The 18326-nt window shown below is 41.4% G+C and carries 15 protein-coding genes and 1 pseudogene; 10 read left to right on the forward strand and 6 right to left on the reverse strand.

Annotated features, from left to right (window positions below; genetic code table 11):
- Window positions 1-4: 4 nt before the first annotated feature.
- Window positions 5-991, reverse strand: coding sequence for an RsmB/NOP family class I SAM-dependent RNA methyltransferase (locus tag V7K60_RS07595; protein WP_334924272.1), 987 nt, complete (start codon window positions 989-991; stop codon window positions 5-7).
- Window positions 992-1351: 360 nt separating this feature from the next.
- Window positions 1352-1678, reverse strand: coding sequence for a hypothetical protein (locus V7K60_RS07600; protein WP_334924274.1), 327 nt, complete (start codon window positions 1676-1678; stop codon window positions 1352-1354).
- 530 nt (window positions 1679-2208) lie between these two features.
- On the opposite strand from V7K60_RS07600, the gene V7K60_RS07605 reads away from it, so the two are divergent.
- The 4 genes and pseudogenes from V7K60_RS07605 to V7K60_RS07620 all read left to right on the forward strand — a co-directional run bounded on the left by V7K60_RS07605 (window position 2209) and on the right by V7K60_RS07620 (window position 5160).
- Window positions 2209-3630 carry a DUF2157 domain-containing protein gene (locus V7K60_RS07605; RefSeq protein WP_334924275.1) on the forward strand — a complete coding sequence of 474 codons (1422 nt, stop codon included), beginning with the start codon at window positions 2209-2211 and terminating at the stop codon, window positions 3628-3630.
- A 164-nt stretch (window positions 3631-3794) separates the two neighbouring features.
- Window positions 3795-4505: a GDYXXLXY domain-containing protein gene (locus tag V7K60_RS07610; protein WP_334924277.1), complete on the forward strand. Its 711-nt coding sequence runs from the start codon at window positions 3795-3797 to the stop codon at window positions 4503-4505.
- 180 nt (window positions 4506-4685) lie between these two features.
- Window positions 4686-4988 (forward strand): annotated as a pseudogene (locus V7K60_RS07615) (type II CAAX prenyl endopeptidase Rce1 family protein); the annotation flags it as partial.
- The gene (locus tag V7K60_RS07620; protein WP_334924279.1) at window positions 4891-5160 is read left to right on the forward strand and encodes a hypothetical protein; all 270 of its coding nucleotides are present in this window, start codon (window positions 4891-4893) and stop codon (window positions 5158-5160) included. The pseudogene V7K60_RS07615 and the gene V7K60_RS07620, both read left to right, overlap by 98 nt.
- A gap of 196 nt (window positions 5161-5356) precedes the next feature.
- Here V7K60_RS07620 and V7K60_RS07625 read toward each other — a convergent pair whose 3' ends face one another.
- Window positions 5357-5767, reverse strand: coding sequence for a universal stress protein (locus V7K60_RS07625; RefSeq protein WP_334896781.1), 411 nt, complete (start codon window positions 5765-5767; stop codon window positions 5357-5359).
- Between the two features lie 89 nt (window positions 5768-5856).
- Between V7K60_RS07625 and V7K60_RS07630 the strand changes: the two genes are divergently transcribed.
- From V7K60_RS07630 to V7K60_RS07650, 5 genes are all read left to right on the forward strand, one after another.
- On the forward strand, window positions 5857-7059 hold the full coding sequence (locus V7K60_RS07630) for a phosphoglycerate kinase (protein ID WP_334924281.1): 1203 nt from the start codon (window positions 5857-5859) through the stop codon (window positions 7057-7059).
- 138 nt (window positions 7060-7197) lie between these two features.
- Window positions 7198-8370, forward strand: coding sequence for an AAA family ATPase (locus V7K60_RS07635; protein ID WP_334924283.1), 1173 nt, complete (start codon window positions 7198-7200; stop codon window positions 8368-8370).
- An 11-nt stretch (window positions 8371-8381) separates the two neighbouring features.
- Window positions 8382-8966, forward strand: coding sequence for a DUF4276 family protein (locus V7K60_RS07640; RefSeq protein WP_334924285.1), 585 nt, complete (start codon window positions 8382-8384; stop codon window positions 8964-8966).
- 50 nt (window positions 8967-9016) lie between these two features.
- Window positions 9017-9634, forward strand: a complete 618-nt coding sequence (locus V7K60_RS07645; protein WP_334924286.1) for an NUDIX hydrolase — start codon at window positions 9017-9019, stop codon at window positions 9632-9634.
- Window positions 9635-9763: 129 nt separating this feature from the next.
- Window positions 9764-10645, forward strand: a complete 882-nt coding sequence (locus V7K60_RS07650) for a TauD/TfdA dioxygenase family protein (protein WP_334924288.1) — start codon at window positions 9764-9766, stop codon at window positions 10643-10645.
- Window positions 10646-11023: 378 nt separating this feature from the next.
- Here V7K60_RS07650 and V7K60_RS07655 read toward each other — a convergent pair whose 3' ends face one another.
- Together V7K60_RS07655 and V7K60_RS07660 are read right to left on the reverse strand one after the other, a co-directional pair.
- Entirely contained in the window at window positions 11024-13189 is a 2166-nt protein-coding gene (locus V7K60_RS07655; RefSeq protein ID WP_334924290.1) for a serine/threonine-protein kinase, read from the reverse strand.
- 71 nt (window positions 13190-13260) lie between these two features.
- The gene (locus V7K60_RS07660) at window positions 13261-14952 is read right to left on the reverse strand and encodes a serine/threonine-protein kinase (RefSeq protein WP_334924292.1); all 1692 of its coding nucleotides are present in this window, start codon (window positions 14950-14952) and stop codon (window positions 13261-13263) included.
- A 184-nt stretch (window positions 14953-15136) separates the two neighbouring features.
- On the opposite strand from V7K60_RS07660, the gene V7K60_RS07665 reads away from it, so the two are divergent.
- A complete protein-coding gene (locus V7K60_RS07665) occupies window positions 15137-16651 on the forward strand; it encodes a phenylacetate--CoA ligase family protein (protein WP_334924294.1) in 1515 nt (504 codons plus the stop codon).
- Window positions 16652-16739: 88 nt separating this feature from the next.
- On the opposite strand, the gene cax is transcribed toward V7K60_RS07665, so the two are convergent.
- Window positions 16740-17861, reverse strand: coding sequence for a calcium/proton exchanger (gene cax, locus V7K60_RS07670; protein WP_334924296.1), 1122 nt, complete (start codon window positions 17859-17861; stop codon window positions 16740-16742).
- Window positions 17862-18326: the final 465 nt, after the last annotated feature.

Consider the following 18326-nt stretch of genomic DNA (forward strand, 5'->3'; position numbering starts at 1 on the left):
CTAATTATACAGACATGATATAATTTGAATTTTTCAAATTTTGGTAGATATACAGCGAAGAGATTGTATTTAAATCTATTTCTTTAGGCTCCTCTTCATCCTCATTAGTATTTTTAAATAGGACTGTAAATGCACCAGCACCTAACCTATCTTGAGGAAATATCCGATAACAAGGCATCGTCATTAAATGCGATTGATATTTGGCTAAATTACTAATTTCTATCGCTTCAAACTTGGGAAACCGTTCCAAAAACCATTCACAAACTTGCTCATTCTCTTCAGGTGAATATGTACAAGTCATATAAGCAAGATAGCCTTGTGGTGAAACAATTTTAGCAGAATTAGCTATAATACGCTTTTGCCGATTTGCACTCTTATTAATAGCAGTTGGATGAAAACATCCAGGCGCTTTTTCACCTTTAGCAAGTAAAGATTGTCCAGTACACGGAGCATCTACTATGACTAGATTGCTAGAGCCGGGAAACATTTCGGCAAATATGCTCGAATCTCGATTAACCACTGCGCTAGGGCTAACCTGGCAACGCTTCAAATTAGAAATTAGCATTCCCAGACGTTTGCCAATTACTTCATTACTGATGAGCAATTCAGGTTTTAAAGCTCTCCAAGCGAAGATACTTTTACCTCCCGGTGCGGCACACATATCAAAAACTAAACGCACTGACTCAGGAATACCTAACAAAGTAGTAGCTGCAAACACTGAAGAAAAATCTAAACAATAGAAATATCCTTTTTCATGCAAGGGATGCTGACCAGGTTTTTGTCCTAAAGATAAGCGGTCTATAAATTGTGGTTGCCAAGAGATTGGTGTTTCCACTGCCAAAGGTGAAATATCTAGCTTTTCTTGACACCAAAGAATACTAGGTGAAAAAGGCTGAGGATTCATTAAAGCCTCGATAAATTTTTCTTGTTCATCTAGATTAGTGAACAAACGCCGCGAGACTTTAAGTAATAAATTAGAAGGTTTTTCCATGAAGATTATGAATTATAGCAATCGCTAAGGCAGTTAGGACGCTGTGCGAAGAACATCTTCTATCGCATATCGAAGAGGCTTTTCTGCGATCGCCGCTCAACCCGCCCCAAGGTTACAGCAACTTTGCCTCGGTTACATTAGGTTACAGTAACCTGTTACACTAGTTAAACCCTTTAGTTACAAGGCTAATGGGTGTAATTGGTGGTAGTATGGGGTCGTGGCTCAAGAAGGAATGACAGAATATCAAACGTGTAGCGAATGAAGTACTTGGTGGGGAATAAATCGTTGTGCGCTCCAAGAGTTTATTTCTATCCTCGTTAGTTTTTAACGAGGATTATTTAATTAATATTAAGTAAGTCATCAAGAATTATTTATAGTTAACTGTAACAAGATAGATTCAAGACTTTGTAATGCTGCGTTTGTGGTGCGCTGATGTTCTTCAAAATTACGCTGGTGTTGTTCGTGACCATCACGTAGCTCAAGTAATACATCATCCAAAATTGCACTACGAGCTAAAACACGGTCAACATTATCTGTGAGGGTGTCAATCTTTGTTGTAAGTTCCCTCATTTCTTGCCTTAGTTCATCTACTTGTTCCTGGGTATTAGCTTGTCTTTCAGCTAATCCTAAGATTATTTGTTCAGCGCGGTCTAGTCGGCTAGGGAAGTATTCGGGTGTGTCAGTCATCTTTCTTCCTGTTGAACTTCTACAATTTTACTTCCATAACCGAGTCTAACCTTCGTAGCGATCACTTTCACTGGGAAGGGTTTACTGCCAAGACAAAAAATATTTTATGAAAGTTTCACAATAAAAACTGAGATAACCCTGATTTAAATTACAGTTTCTATTAAAGAGAATTAGTAAATAGTTACTGAGGTATTAAAATGTTTCATTTTGGATTAATTGCAGGTGTCATGGGTACAGCTACTGTAGGCACTTTTATTACATCAAAGTGAATCAACTTAAAAAGCTATTGAAAATAGTAAAGAAGTTTTAAAAATTGATGTGAAAGCAATTACACTTGATTTTCGTAAGAATAGTTGAACATCAAAGTTTTCTTATCAATTACGAATTACGAATTAGTAGGTTGTATCTGAATCAAAATCAAACTGTTACACAAGAACAATGTAATTAAGGCTTTTGGCTTCATACTCAAAATATAATGACCGCCATTGGGATCGCAATGGCCAAGCTACCCCACTGCACCGGAGAAGGTCATGTTCTTAGATAGTTTTCAGGAAAAATTACGCAAACAAGCACAATTATGGAGGGATGAAGGATTTATTAGTTCTTCGCAGTATGAGCAGATAGCAGAACGTTATCAATTTAAAAACCTGGAAGCTGCTGCACGCGATCGCAATAAAGCGATCGCGATCACTATCGGTAGCATACTTTTATGCTTAGGCATAATTACCTTTGTATCAGGAAACTGGCAGGGAGGATCGCGAGAAATCAAAATTATTCTGATGATGAGTTTGTTTTTTGCGATCACGATCACTGGATTTTACAGCTGGAGACCACCTGAAGGAAAGAAGCCAGAACGAAGCAAACGCCTACTGGGAGAAGGATTATTAATTTTAAGCGCCTTCATCTTCGGTGCAAATTTACTGCTGATGGCCCAGATGTTCAATATCATCGGTTCAGCTTCCCAACTGTTTCTCGCTTGGGGATTCGGTGTTGTGGTCATGGCCTTCAGTTTATCCTTAAATTCTTTAGGAATTCTGTCAATTGTCCTCGTGGAAATCGGCTACTGGACTGGACTAGAAGACTTATGGTACGCAACAGGAGAGTTAACTTGGTCGCGGCTAGTAGTGCAGCATATGCCTTTGTTGGCATGGCTAGTATTTGTACCTTTAGCTTACTTCTGTCGATCCCGTTGGATTTTTGGTCTAGCAGCCTTTGTTTTTGCTAGTTCCTTACAAGCTAACCTTAATCCACTGCCACTGCTGAATTATGCTGATATAGCTCCTTGGGTGGCATCTTTTGCTTTTGCACTGCCACCTGCATTATTCTGGAGTTATGATGATTTACTGTTTCCAACCATAAATTATAGATTGTTTCAATCTATAGCCCGTAATTTAGCGTTGCTATGCTTTGGCATCGTCTTTTACGTTTTGTCTTTTCGTTGGGTCTGGGAATCTCTAGATAATAGTTTTAATCAGCCAACGAATTTGACAAACTTATTCGAGTCTCTGCCAATTATCGATTTAGGGATTCTCAGCGGCTTGGCAGTATTACAATGGTTGTTTCTACTGCGCCAAAGAAATAATCCTCCGCGCCGCGAAGTGATTTTCACCACTGCTGTCATTAGTACATTTCTTGTCTTTATTGCAATAGTACCTTTTTGGCATCAAACTATCAGCCGGATTGATGAACTTGGCATTTTTATTTTCAATGTACTTCTTGCAACATTAGCCTGGGGACTAATTCAAGAAGGATTGAAATTAAGCAACAGAAGTTCCTTTTGGGGCGGTATGCTGTTAGTAACACTGCAAATTATCAGTCGCGTGCAGGAGTACGACACCGACTTACTTTTTAAGTCGCTGGTCTATGTCCTGTGCGGTTCTGCTTTAATTAGCGCCGGACTCTGGTTTGAACGCCGTCTAACTGGTGGCTCTAGCTCTACAAGTAAAAAGTAGTGTAAATTCAGAATGGGCTAAACCCTAGCTATCCGCTAACAGAATTCAGAAATCTGCCCATCATCAAAATCTCTGTGCGTCAAAATTTTTAAAGTTTCTCTGCGTCAGTCCTAATCTTGTTACTTTTAACCTCCTCAAGACCTCTGCTTTTTAGGACTACGCTCATGACTAATACTTCTTCTGAATCTAAAAATAAACCCTTGTCTCCCGAAGCCGAATTTTCCAATAAGGTGACTTTTCGGGATTACTTGATTGCTACTGAACAAAAATCGAATAAGCCCTTACCTTTTTGGCGGTTACTTGCTCCCCTGGCGCTGCAAACAGGGCTAATTATGGCAGTACCAGCCCAAGCAGTTTATACAGACGTAACAGGTAAGACGGTGATTTTACAAACCGTACCTGTAGACCCTAACAATGTGATAGAAGGTAACACCTTAGCGTTAGATTACAACATATCCCGTACCTCAAATTTGAGCAGACTACCTGGCTGGCAAACATTAGTCAGCAAAGGTCGTGGAAGCGGCAGAAGATTGCCTGAAGGAACCAATATTTACGTAACTTTGCAAGAGCAATTATCTTCTGGTCGCGGTGTTCCGAGAGCTTGGAGACCGTTACGAGTAAGTAGCGATCGCCCTACAACTCTTAGAGCCAACCAAGCAGCTTTAAAAGGTGTTTATCAGGATGGCTCTGTTAACTACGGCTTGGAAACATATTACATCCCAGAAAACCAACGGCAGCAGATTCAGAACGACTTACAAGCCCAACGCGCCCGCAGAGGACAAGTACCACCTATTGTGGTAAAAGCGAAAGTAGATCCACAAGGTAAGGCAGTGCCACTTAGTATGTGGGTGCGCGATCGCAACTATCGTTTTTAAACTGTTGGGCAAATAAACAGTACATGTTTACACCACGCCAGGTTTGTCTCCGAAGTTCTGAGCGCCGACTTACGACGCTCAGAATTTTCTGTTTGTCATTAGACATTTGGTGATAAAGAATGTAGAGACGTAGAAATACTATGTCTTTACAAGGGTTTTAGGTAAAGCATATTTAATTTCTCAACACGTCCAGTATCAGATATTCTGATCAAATTCGACCCTGTAACGCAGGATTATGATTTTGATGGTGTCAAACTTTCGCCTTTAGAGCAATTCCAGCAACAATTACAGGTAACAATGGCACGTTATCGAGTTGGTGATGGAACTGGTGGTGCAATAGTATCACCTGCTACCTTATGTATCCAAGACGCAAGCCAAGCACTTTATGCTGCAATACTGGCAATTAAAAACCAAGTTACTACAACTCCTCAAATTCAAACTTGGATACGCGCAAACCCCAATCACCCGCAAACATTATGTTTTTCTTTTTTTAGCTGGATTTTTGGGAGTTACATGTACTGTTGCATATACCCTAACAGGATCTTTATTTGCGATCGTTTTAATTCACTGGATTGTAGTAGTAGTTTGGTTAATTGTTTTTGGAGGAATCAGAAAATTAGATAATAATCAAAAAATTCAGAACACTAAGGTTTAAGGAGGCAGGAGGTAGGAGGCAGGGGGCAGGAGGCAGGAGGCAGAAGTCAATAATGCTCGATTAAGGCTAAAACTTGATGCCTGTATTTAGCATGACTAAATCTAGGACAACCTTCCTCAGCCCCGTTTTTACAACAACCGCAGAACTTTTTATTAGCGATCGCACTACAAATTTACTAGTATTGAGCAACACACTGCTAAGGCACAATCAGCACTGGGCAAGGGGAAAGGTTAATCACGCGAGTAGTAACACTATCATCTGCTCCCTCTTCAGTCAAGCCTAGCCCCCGACAGCCCATGATAATTAAATCTGCCCCAATTTCATCAGCGACATCGCAGATCGTAAAAGCTGGTTTGCCTCGCCTTTCTAAGGTTTCAGATTGAATTCCTTGCCCAGAAAATAAAGATTGGGCATTTTCCAGCAGTTTCGCAACTACCTCTGGCGACACCATCGGATCGTCTGCACTGGGCGCGTCTGGAGGCGGTTCTTCTACCACAGACAGCAGCACCAAGCGACTGCTGTACTTTTTGACTACGTTGGTAACAACATCAGCAGCTTCCCGCGTTTCCCGGCTTTGATCGATAGGAAATAATACCGTCTTAAATATATCTGTCACTTGGGTACCCCTGACTCCGGTAAAATCTTGATGGTTCTACTTTCAAAACAATAACAAAAAGGCAATCAGGAGAGTTTGGTGTGTCCAAAAAAAGTTTAGCAAGTTTATCTTCGGCTGATATATCTGGGAAACGTGCCTTAGTGCGGGTTGACTTTAATGTACCTGTGGACGATCAAGGCAACATTACCGACGATACTCGCATTCGCGCCGCTCTACCAACCATCCAAGATTTGACGCAGAAGGGAGCTAAGGTCATTCTCACCAGCCATTTTGGTCGTCCCAAGGGTGTGGATGACAAATTACGCCTAACTCCCGTTGCCAAGCGTCTGTCTGAGTTACTGGGGCAAGAAGTCATTAAAACTGATGACTCCATTGGCGATGAAGTTGCAGCGAAAGTTGGCGCCCTGCAAAATGGCCAAGTGCTGTTACTAGAAAATGTCCGTTTTTATCCAGAAGAAGAGAAAAATGATGCAGAATTTGCGAAAAAATTGGCAGCTAATGCTGATTTTTATGTAAATGATGCTTTTGGTACTGCACACCGCGCTCATGCTTCTACTGAAGGCGTGACTAAATTCCTCAGTCCTTCTGTGGCTGGATATTTGGTTGAAAAGGAATTGGAATATCTGCAAAACGCTATTGAAAATCCCCAACGTCCTTTGGCGGCAATTATTGGTGGTTCCAAAGTTTCCAGTAAAATTGGCGTAATTGAAACGTTGCTGGAGAAGTGCGACAAGCTAATCATCGGCGGTGGAATGATTTTCACATTCTACAAAGCTCGTGGTTTAAATATCGGTAAGTCGTTGGTGGAAGAAGACAAGCTAGAACTAGCGAAATCTTTGGAAGCTAAGGCTAAAGAACGGGGCGTTACCTTCTTGTTACCCACGGATATCGTATCAGCAGATAAGTTTGCTCCTGATGCTAATGCGACAACCGTCAGCATTGAGAACATCCCCGATGATGGTATAGGTTTGGATATTGGCCCAGACTCAGTAAAAGTTTTCCAAGAAGCCCTTGCAGATACCAAAACAGTAATTTGGAACGGGCCGATGGGTGTGTTTGAGTTTGATAAGTTTGCCGCAGGTACAGAAGCGATCGCTCATACCCTGGCCGAAATTGGCAAAACTGGCACAACTACCATCATTGGCGGTGGCGACTCAGTAGCGGCTGTGGAAAAGGTTGGTTTAGCTGATCAAATGAGCCACATCTCCACCGGCGGCGGCGCTAGCTTGGAGTTACTTGAAGGCAAGGTATTGCCTGGAATTGCAGCTTTAGATGATGCTTAAGAAAATTAGCTCTTAAGCTACTGAAAAAAATCTGGTAGTTTTTGACAATTGTAGTAAGGGTGCGGTATACCGTACCCTTACTGTATTTATTAGCATTTTTGGCAACCATACTACCAAAATTGTGGAGGTGAAACTGTAATGGCAAGAATTGAAGAAATTTCTGTCAAAAACTATAGGGTTTTGCAAAATATTACCCTAAAAGATATTAAACCTTTTTCCGTGTTCCTTGGCCCTAATGGTAGTGGCAAGACTACTTTTTTTGATGTGATAGGTTTTCTTTCAGATTGCCTTACTACTAATGTTCGCAAAGCCTTAGAAAAGCGAGGAAGATTTCAAGAAGTTATCTCCCGTGATTGTCAAGGTCAAGAAATTGAAATTGTAATTAAGTATCGTGAAGATAATAAATCTCCTAAAATAACCTATACAGTTGCTATAGCTTTACAAAATGGAGCGCCAATTGTTTCCAGAGAAACTCTCAAATGGAAGCGCGGTTCTCGTGGACAACCATTTGATTTTCTGAAGTTTGAAAATGGGGGAGGTGAAGTAATTAGTGGTGAAGATCCCGAAATTAATGATAAAAGAATTCACTATCAAATGGATGACCCCAGTTCCCTGGCTATTAAAACTATAGGTCAATTATCAGATAACCCACGCATTGCTAGTTTACGCCGTTTTATTGAGGGATGGTTTCTCTCTTATTTCATACCAGATCAAGCTCGTCAGCTAGCGACTGCTGGTGCAATGGAACATCTCTCTCGTGAAGGAGACAATATTGCCAATGTAGTTCAATACCTTGCTGATGAACATCAAGAAACTTTATCCAAAATTTTGAAGTTACTGGTTAGCCGTGTTCCCCAGTTAGAAAAAGTGGAATCGGAGCCAACAATTGATGGCAGACTAGCTCTTTTATTTAAAGATGCACCTTTTAGTAAACCATTTTTAGCAAGGTTTTCCTCAGACGGCACACTAAAATTACTGGCATATTTGATATTATTAAATGACCCTAATCCTCCTCAATTACTTTGCATTGAAGAACCAGAAAACGGACTGCACCATCGACTGCTTGATTCTTTAAGTGAGGAAGCCCAGGCTTACTCGCAACGCGCACAAGTATTTGTTTCTACCCACTCGCCTTTTTTTGTTAACACAATAAAAGATGCTAGACAACTCTGGATTTTCCAACGCGATGAGAAGGGGTATGCAACTGTTACAAGGGCTGACCAAATCCATGATGCTAAACATTTTATAGAATCCCAAGCAGGCTTAGGTGATCTGTGGTCTGAGGGATATTTTAGAGGATTACCTTACTAGTAGTAGTAATTATGCATATAGAGTTTTTAGTAGAAGAACCTTCAACTGAAGTTGCTTTAAATTTTATTGTTCCTAAAATCATAGGTGATACTCATACGCTGAAAATTCATAACTTTCAAAATAAAGCTAGACTTTTAAAAAGACTGCCTGAGCGGATGAAAGCTTATGCTAACTCTGTGCAGGATGACTGGCGGATCGTGATTTTAGTAGATGAAGATAGATGTGATTGTCAAGAATTAAAGAGGAAACTTTGTGATGCTAGCAGTATTGTGACTAAACACAAAGGAAATATTGTTCTCCATAGAATTGCTGTAGAAGAACTGGAGTCATGGTTTATAGGTGATGTGACAGCAATTAGGGCTGAATATGAAAAGATTCCTATTTCTTTATCCCAGCAAGCCAAATTTCGGAATCCAGATACTATCAAAGGTGGTACATGGGAGCAACTAGATAAGATCCTCAAAAAATATGGCTATGAGACAGGTTTACAAAAAATCAACTTTGCTGAGAAAGTTTCTCCGCACATGGATGTAGAAAACAACCTCTCTAGAAGTTTTCAGATTTTTAGAGATGGACTAAGAAATATTATCAAATAAAATTTATCAACCAGGCACTTGCACTAACTTACACAAACTTGGAAAAAACTGTGGAAAATAAATGGCTGGAATGGGGGCAAAAATTACAAGCGATCGCTCAAAATGGTTTGACTTATTCTGAAAACCCTTTTGATATCGAACGTTACAAACAATTACGAGCGATCGCCACGGAAATCATGGCGAGTTACTCAAATGTAGAACACAGCTATGTCCTCGATTTATTTAGCCGCGAACTAGGATATGCAACTCCCAAAGTTGATGTGCGAGGCGCAATTTTTCGTGATGATACTATATTGTTAGTCAAGGAACGAGTAGACGGCTGTTGGACTTTACCTGGTGGATGGGCTGATGTTGGTGAGTCGCCTAGTGAGGTAGTTGTGAAAGAAGTATATGAAGAATCGGGATATCAAGCACGCGCTATCAAACTTCTAGCAGTCTATGACAGAAACAAACAGGGACATCCACCATTACCGTTTTATGTCTACAAGCTGTTTTTTCACTGTGAACTTATTGGTGGTTCTCCATCATCAAGTATTGAAACTGAAGAAGTAGGTTTTTTCCCTGAAGGTGCGTTACCAGAACTTTCTCTCGGACGTGTGACACCAGCACAAATAAATCGACTTTTTCAACATTATCGCCAACCAGATTTACCGACAGACTTTGATTAGTAGACCCTTGAATATTTAATATACTTGGCCAACTTTTTTAGGTAAGATACTACTACACAAATCTCTTATCTGCACTAATTAACTATATAGTTTACTCCGATAGTTTCCTGCCAAAATAAATAGATAGCAATGACTCAAATTACTCAACAACAACAGCCAATCCAGCACCATCCAAGACTCGGAATTGAAGTCCTGCGCGGTTGCAATCTTAACTGCCTCACAAATCTAGAGTCGCGTGAATTAAAAGAATCACTTTGGAAACATGGCGTTGTAGTCGTCAGACAACAACAGCTTACCGCACAACAATTAAAAGAATTTGCCGAGCAGACTTTTGGCAATTTTATGTTTGGCGGTCCTCCAAAAACATTAGATCCTGATATTAGTCCAGACTTACAAAGCCAATATGTCTATATATTGGGCAATCCTAAGGGGCCGATTCCCGATCCAGTCGGGAAATATGCGTGGCAATGGCATCATGATAAAGATGGTCTCCCCAGTACAGAGGGACTAGATATGAACGCACTATATGTTGTGATGCTTTATGGAATACAAGTGCCGGAAGGTGTAGATGGGCAACCTCACACTACCGAGTTTCTCGATATGGTAGAAGCGTACAATAACTTAGATCCTCGACATCAGCAGCAATTAGAGCAGATGTCGATGTATCACTTGCCACCAATGTTTTCTAAAAAACCCAATGTAGAGACTGATATACCGAAGAAACTGCATCCGATTGTGTCCACTCACAAAGTCACTGGTAAAAAGGGATTATATTTAGGTTCGGACACTGCGATCGCAGTTGGTATGGAAGATAGACCAGAGTCAGCAAAACATTTCTGGGAGGATTTGTTTGCGACTGTTCTAGACTGCACGCCGGTCTACTCCCATGTTTGGCAGCCAGGAGATATTATTTTTTGGGACAACTCACAGGTGATGCACAGAGGTAGACCCTATGATCCAACCAAGCACCAGCGAATTGCGTTGCGTTTAGGTGTAGTGCAGACAGGTTGAAAGACACTACTACAATGTCTAAGCTAGTAATGAAAAGTTTGTAGTAAGCACTTTAGTGCTTAGAAAATTAAAGACTAAAGTCCTTACTACAAACTTGCTTACCTATCAATTTAAACTTGACAGACTATTAGTACAGCGCGGCAAAAATCAAGCCACCATTTTAATTAAATAAATAAAAGCCTTGATATACAAACTTTTGACTTTTGACTTTTGAACGCCAGTTGCTTCTCCCTTGGCGTTAGCCTCTCCCTTTGGGAGAAGGGGAGACGCAACTGGCGTTCAAGTCGGCAGAGCCGACGAGTCGCCTCAAGTCGGGAAACCCGCCCACGGCGCTGTCTCTCCAACGCACTGGCTTCTTTTGACTTCCGCCTTGCGGTACTAGGGCGTTGTCTCAGGAGTTGGTATTGGTGTAGGTTCCGGTTCAGGTGTGGAGGTTTCGATAGGCGTGGGTGTTGGCGTTGGCGTTAGCGTGGGAGTTGGTGTTGGCGTAGATGTTTCCGTGGGTGTTGCTGTTGGAAATGGGAGAGGAGTAGGATTTTCCGCTGTAATAGTGAGTTGATAATCTACTGGTTTCGTTGCTGTGGAAACCACAACAAACTCATAAAATCCATTTTCTGATAATTTAGTTGACAAACTACGCTTGGTAGAATCTTCTAAAAATCGAATTTTGCCAGAGGGTGAATAGACTGATAACAAGACTTGGGAATTTGCTTCTAGCTTCAAGTCTAGAGATTGGTCTTTGGCAAGTTCAGCAATGAAGACTTTACCACCACCAGGTTGGAGAGTACTGCTGACTGTTTTGCCAGTAGCCCCAGGATTAAAGACAAGTTTCTGGAAAGCGCTACCAGCAAGGATTGCACTGAGTTGATCGCTAACAAATCCGTACCAAACTTGTCCAATGGGCTGACTCTGGAAACTTTTACCCCGTTGCTCAGGGAATACACGTAAGAATGGAGCATCTCCCAAATCATATAAAGAACGACTACCAACGTTGATTTTGTTGACTTCCACTTTCCAGCGATCGCGTTCAGCAGTTGTGTAAGTTCCCAGTTTTTGGCGTGCATTATTACTCAATGGTGCAAGCTTTTCCAACAATTCCGAAGCTGTTTTATCCCATTCTGCGCGTAAACTCTCATCTTCAGGGCCATTGCTGAGAGTACGTCCCCGTAAACTGGGATTTCTCTCCCAAAAAACTTGATTCACCAAGTTCACGTAGAAGTTAGAGTCAATACCCAACTGTTGACGGCGATCGCTTAATCTTTCTTTGCGTTCTCTTTCTGCTGGCGAATATTGTGCTAAAGGATCGGTTGGTTGTTCGCTAGTTGGAATGGGGCTGGCTGTTGGATTAGGTTCGACTTCCCCGACATCGCGCCTGCCATTCAATCCCCACCAAATTAATCCCACACTACCAACGACTAGCGCCGCCACAATGAAGGTTTTTGTTGGTGTCCACCAGGAGGAAGAGGGGGAAGATGAGGGATATGAGGGATATGGAGGGGTTGGGGAAGGTGGGGGAGGTGGGGAGACGGCGACGGTGGCGGATGTGGGTTGTGGTGGAGTTGGATATTGAGTTGGCGGATAGTTTGCTGGCGGTGAGTTGAGGGCTTGGAGTACTTGACGGGCTGATTGATAGCGATCGCTTGGTCTGGCAGATAGCATTTTATCTAATACCTGTGCCAAATTTTGACTCAGATTAACTTCCCGTCGCCATTGCCAACTGAGAGTATAGGTATCAATTAATTCTTGGGGTTGTTTCCCTGTCAGTAAAACCAACATTGTTGCCGCCATTGCATACAAGTCGCTGTGGGGAGATACTAACCCTGTTTGCATTTGTTCTGGGGGCGCAAATCCGATTTTACCTAATAAGGTTGGTGCTGGCGGAGGTGCATCCATACCGGGTTGGTAATATTCGGAAGCTACGGTTGCTACTACTTGTTTGACACCGCCGAAATCAATTAAAACTGGCAATTTGTCAACAGTGCGAAGCATTAAATTATCTGGGGAAATATCTCGATGAATTACTCCTAGAGAGTGAATATATTCCAACACTGGCAAAATTTGCTGGAACAATTGGCGTATTTCCGCCTCTGTAAAGCGCAAACCCTGTTGTATCCGGGCATTTAACAAAGAATTGTAAGTTTCCCCTTCTACATAATCTTGCACCAAAAATAGATATTCTTTGCCCCCTAAATTCAGCCGCAGCAGTTCCCGGAAACGGGGAATTTGGGGATGTTGCAGTTTATAAAGAACACTCGCTTCTCTCTCAAAGAGTTCTTCGGCTTTTTGAACAATGTAAGCGGTTTGAACTTGGGGGGAAAATTCTTTTAAAACACAAAGTTCTCGGAAACGGTTGACATCTTCAGCTAAATAAGTGCGTCCGAAGCCACCTTGGCCAATTTGACGCACTATCACATAGCGATCGCCTAAAGTCAGTCCCGGTTGGATACTATAACTCATGGGCGTATCCAACATTTCACCACACTGGAGACAAAAGCGACTACCTAAGGAATTTTCATGTCCTTTAGAACAATATATTTTTGTCATTTGTCATTTGTCATTTGTCATTAGTTATTAGTTATTAATTATTAGTTACTCTTCCCCAGTCCCCAGTTCCCTTATTTGCCAGATTGTACTTTACTGACTTGATCGGCTGCGATCGCATACCAAATTTGACCAAAAGTCTGTTGATTGAGTTTCTTACGCTGCTGATTGGGAAACAACCGATCGAATTTTTCATTTGTGTCTTTAGTCAACTGATCGATTGTATAGTTCCCAAACTGACCCGATCGCGCTTGTTGTCTCCATGTATCGTAATCTTTTTGACTATAGTTCCCTAATTTTCGACGAACTGCTGTACTGAGTTTAGCCTGTTCTAGTTTATCCAATAAATCGTCTGCGATACCAGACCATTCATCTCGTAAACCAGCGTCTTCAGGTTTAGATGTCAGGCTACGTCCTTTTAATTCTGGTTTTTTTGTATAAAATAAATCATCTACTGTGCGAATAAAAAATCCTTCAGTAATTTCTAATTCTTGACGACGACTGATAATTTTCTGGAGGTCGCTATTTTTTCCTTTGTCGCCGACTGGTTTTCCAGTTGGAAAGTGTGGGATTTGCGGTAATGAAGGTAATGAAATTGATGGTATGGTGATTGAAGTTACGGCCCGAATGGCTGCATTTCCCGCCGCTAAAGTTAATCCAACTAAAGCCGTTCCCCCTAAACTCATCACAAAAGGGCGAATCCAAACAGGGAAAGTTCTCGGTTTAGCAATCACTTGCGTTTGCCTCTGGAATCTACTCATAACAGCACTGGCGCGTTGTCTTCCCGGAGCAACGACCATCGTTTTAATCTTGCTAGTAATATAATTACCTGGGGATTTAGTCGCAGTTGACGATGGTAAATCTCTGAGGATTTGCTCGGCTCGTTGGTAGCGATCGCTCGGTCTATAAGCCAGCATCTTTTTTAACACCGCTTCCAGTTTGGGACTAACTTGGATTTCCTTTCCCCATCCCCAAATTCCCTGATAGCTGTCGTATAGTTTCTGCGGTTCTTGACCTGTGAGCAACACTAATGTTGTCACCGCCAAAGAGTATAAATCACTACTGAAAAATGCTTTGCCCTGCCGTAGCTGTTCTTCTGGAGCGTAGCCTTTTTTACCCAGCAAAGTGTTATTTCCAACCAACTTGGTGCGCCAAAAGCCCTGAGAAGCTGGCAATTGCTTGACGCCACCAAAATCAATTAGCACTGGTAAATTATCAGAACACCGCCAGATTAGATTGTCGGGAGAGATATCACGGTGAATTACATCTCGTGAGTGGATGTAGGATAACACAGGTAAAATCTGTTGCAGGAGGGTGATTACTTCCTCTTCACTAAAGGTTTTTCCTTGACTTTGACGCTGTTCTAATAACTGGTAATAATTGTCACCATCTACATAATCTTGTACTAAAAAGAAAAAATCTTTAGTGCCTATCTTCACTTGTAGCGAGGCGTGAAAACAGGGAATCTGTGGATGCTGGAGTTTTTTCAGGACACTCGCTTCTCTCTCAAATAACTCTTTAGCTTTTTGTAAATCTTGATTTTCTTGTACTTGGGGTGCAAATTCCTTCAGCACACAGGTTTGATGGGATTTATTGATATCTTCCGCCAAATAGGTGCGTCCAAAGCCGCCCTGCCCTAGATGACGGATAATTTGATAGCGATTATCCACAACCTGTCCCACAGCAAGAGGTAATGGTTCACCACAATGGGTACAAAAGCGGTTACTACCATTATTTGTGTGTTGTTTACTGCAATAGAGCTGCATGGTGCTGAAGGATAAATTAAGGTTTTATTGAAAGACTACAACGCGTATACCCTCATTTTCGGATATTCTACGAATTACGTTAGCGAGTCCACCTTCGCTTTGAGCGTCTCCTAGAGAGCGTCATTACGAATTACGAATTATTTTAACGGTGTTGGTTCTAATTAAGAATAAATAAGCAAGCGTCATGAACGGCAAATTAAGACAGCAGCAAGTAATTAAAGCATTTGAAGACTTTTTGTCTACCCCCTTAGAAACGATACTGCAACGGCATCTCAACACTCAAATTCCGTCAGCTTTGAGTTTATTTCACGATGTGGCGGCTAATGTCCCAGCTTACAAGGCGTTTTTAGAAGAAAGGGAAATTAATCCCACGACTATTCAAACTTTAGAGGAGTTTCAGAAATTACCAGCGATCGCTAAACAAAATTATATACTGCGTTATCCTCTAGCTGACTTGTGCCGTAACGGACAACTCCAAGAGTGCGACATGATAGCTGCTTCATCAGGTTCTAGTGGTAAACCGACATTTTGGCCTCGTTTTTTCACAGATGAACTCCAAATAGCCACACGCTTTGAACAGATTTTTCACGATAGTTTCTATACAGATAGCAGACGTACCCTAGCAGTGATTTGTTTCACTTTAGGCACTTGGGTAGGTGGGATGTTTACCACTAATTGCTGTCGTTATCTTGCTAGCAAAGGTTATCTCATCACTGTAATTACTCCTGGTAATAACAAAGAAGAAATTTTGCGAGTTGTGCAGGAACTTGGTTCAGGTTTTGAGCAAGTGGTGTTATTGGGATACCCGCCATTTTTAAAAGATGTGATTGATACTGGTATCGCTCGTGGTGTGGAGTGGCAGCAATATCAGATTAAATTAGTTATGGCGGGAGAAGTATTTAGTGAAGAATGGCGAAGTTTAGTTGCTGAAAGAGTTGGTTCGCGAAATCCTTGTTATGATTTTGCATCACTTTACGGCACGGCGGATGCGGGAGTTTTGGGTAATGAAACACCGTTAAGTATCTACATTCGCCGTTTTTTGGCAGAAAATCCCGATGTAGCTAGAGCTTTATTTGGGGAATCGCGTTTACCCACACTAGTACAATACGATCCTTTCACTCGCTTTTTTGAAGTACAAGATGGCGGATTGCTGTTTTCGGGAGATAACGGTATTCCCTTAGTGCGTTATGACATCTTGGATACTGGCGGGATAATTAGTTATGACGCTATGCTGCAATTTTTAGCAGAATGGGGATTTAACCCTCTCGAAAATCTGCGTTCTGACACTCAAGAATTACCAAGAGGTATTCATCAGCTACCTTTTGTTTATGTCTTTGGGCGTTCTAACTTTACAGTTTCTTACTTTGGCGCAAATATTTATCCCGAAAATGTAACGGTGGGATTAGAACAACCAGTAATTCAAGAATGGGTGACAGGTAAATTCGTGTTGCAGGTGAAGGAAGATGCTGACAAAAACCGATTTTTATCTGTAGTTGTGGAATTAGCAGTTGGGGTAGAGGGTAGCGAAGCTCAAAGACTTGCGATCGCATCTTCCATTCTTTCACAACTGCTCCGCTTAAATAGCGAGTTTGCTAATTATGTTCCCCCAGAATATCAAACACCACAAGTTACATTAGCTCCAATGGGTGATTTTGAATATTTCCCGATTGGGGTGAAACATCGTTATACCCGTCAATAGAGTTTGGTTTCGCTTTCATCTCCAAAAAGCGTTTAATAATCAGCCAGATATAATTAACGGCATAACAGCGCCATTGCCCGATTAGCGCTCAAACTGGATGGAAGTAGAAGGCAGCACCCAATATAGCATAGGTTGCTAGCAGCAACATCCCCTCTAACCAGTTAGAGCGACCATCCAAACTAATTAAGTTGGCAATAACCACTGCAATGATCACTGCAACAACCTCAAACAAGTTAAAGTTTAAATCCATTGGTTGTCCAATTACCTGCCCAACTAGCACAAGCAGCGGCGCAACCAACAAAGCAACTAGTAGACTCGATCCCATTGCTACAGATACTGACAAATCCATATTGTTCTTAATCGCTACTCGGACAGCAGTTACATATTCGGCTGCACCTCCAACTAGTGGTAATAAAATTACTCCAGTAAACAAAGGTGTCAATCCTAGTCCTTTTGTTGCCTCTTCAACTGCACCCACAAAAATCTCAGACACAAACGCTATACCAATCGTTGCCACAAGCAAAATACCAACCCAAAGGCTCAAGTTTGGCTTTGAATGTTTATCTTGCTCTGTGGCGGCCTCGTCTTCAGAAACATCTTCTAGTTCTACAACCCCAACATCGTAAAGGTAGCTGTGAGTCTTCAAGGAGAATAACAGCGTAAAACCATAAACTACAATTAAAATGACTGCTACAAAAATCGACAGATTAGTAATAGCGCTTTGCTTGACCACATTAGATGTAGTGATCACCATTGCAGGCAGTACAATTGCAGTCACTGCTAGTGTCATTGTCGAGCCATTGACTCGCGCTGCCATTGGCTGAAAAGTCTGCTCTTTATAGCGTAACCCTCCCAGAAACATAGATAGCCCCATTACCAGCAGTAGATTACTGATAATAGTTCCAGTAATGCTGGCTTTAACAATATCTACCAAGCCTCCTTTGAGAGCTACTAGAGCAATAATTAGCTCAGTTGCATTACCGAAGACTGCATTTAACAAGCCTCCGATAGAAGGCCCTAAAACCACAGCAATTTCTTCTGTGGCTTTACTCAGCCAAACTGCTAACGGAATAATTGCAAGTGCTGAAAGTCCAAACACCATTAATGCATCCCATTCTAACTTTTCTGCCACAATAGCAATAGGAACGAAAACTAGCAAACCTATTGAAATTAGATTTTTAGTTTGTATATTTTTGAGTTCGGTTGGCATGAGTATATAACTCTAATAATGATAACTATTGTTTAATTCATTGAAATACAGCAGATTGCAACTTCTCTACGAGAGGCTACGCCAAGGTGAGGTACAGATTATCGTAAGGGCACAACATTGTTGTGCCCCTACCCGTGTACTTCATTTACCTGAAATACTCTGTAACTGCACAATAGAAGCAGTTTTCCTTGTCTGTAACACTTACTAAAAAACTTACAGTATATAAATTTCCTTTTCCTAAAGAATTTTATCTGCTGCGAAAAACTTTGCTAACTGGCTAAAGATGGATGAGGCTGGTAAATAAACTAATCCCTTTGACTGCTGTAATTGCTACTTATTACAATTAACGCTTTTCCATCACTCTTAGGACGTTAGGGATTTCCAAGAAATAAATTATCCAAATAAACTAACCGCAGAGACGCAGAGAACGCAGAGAGAGGAGAAATAGAGAAGATTTTTGCGTCA

The organism is Nostoc sp. (genome assembly GCF_036917555.1).
Classification (GTDB): Bacteria; Cyanobacteriota; Cyanobacteriia; order Cyanobacteriales; family Nostocaceae; genus Nostoc.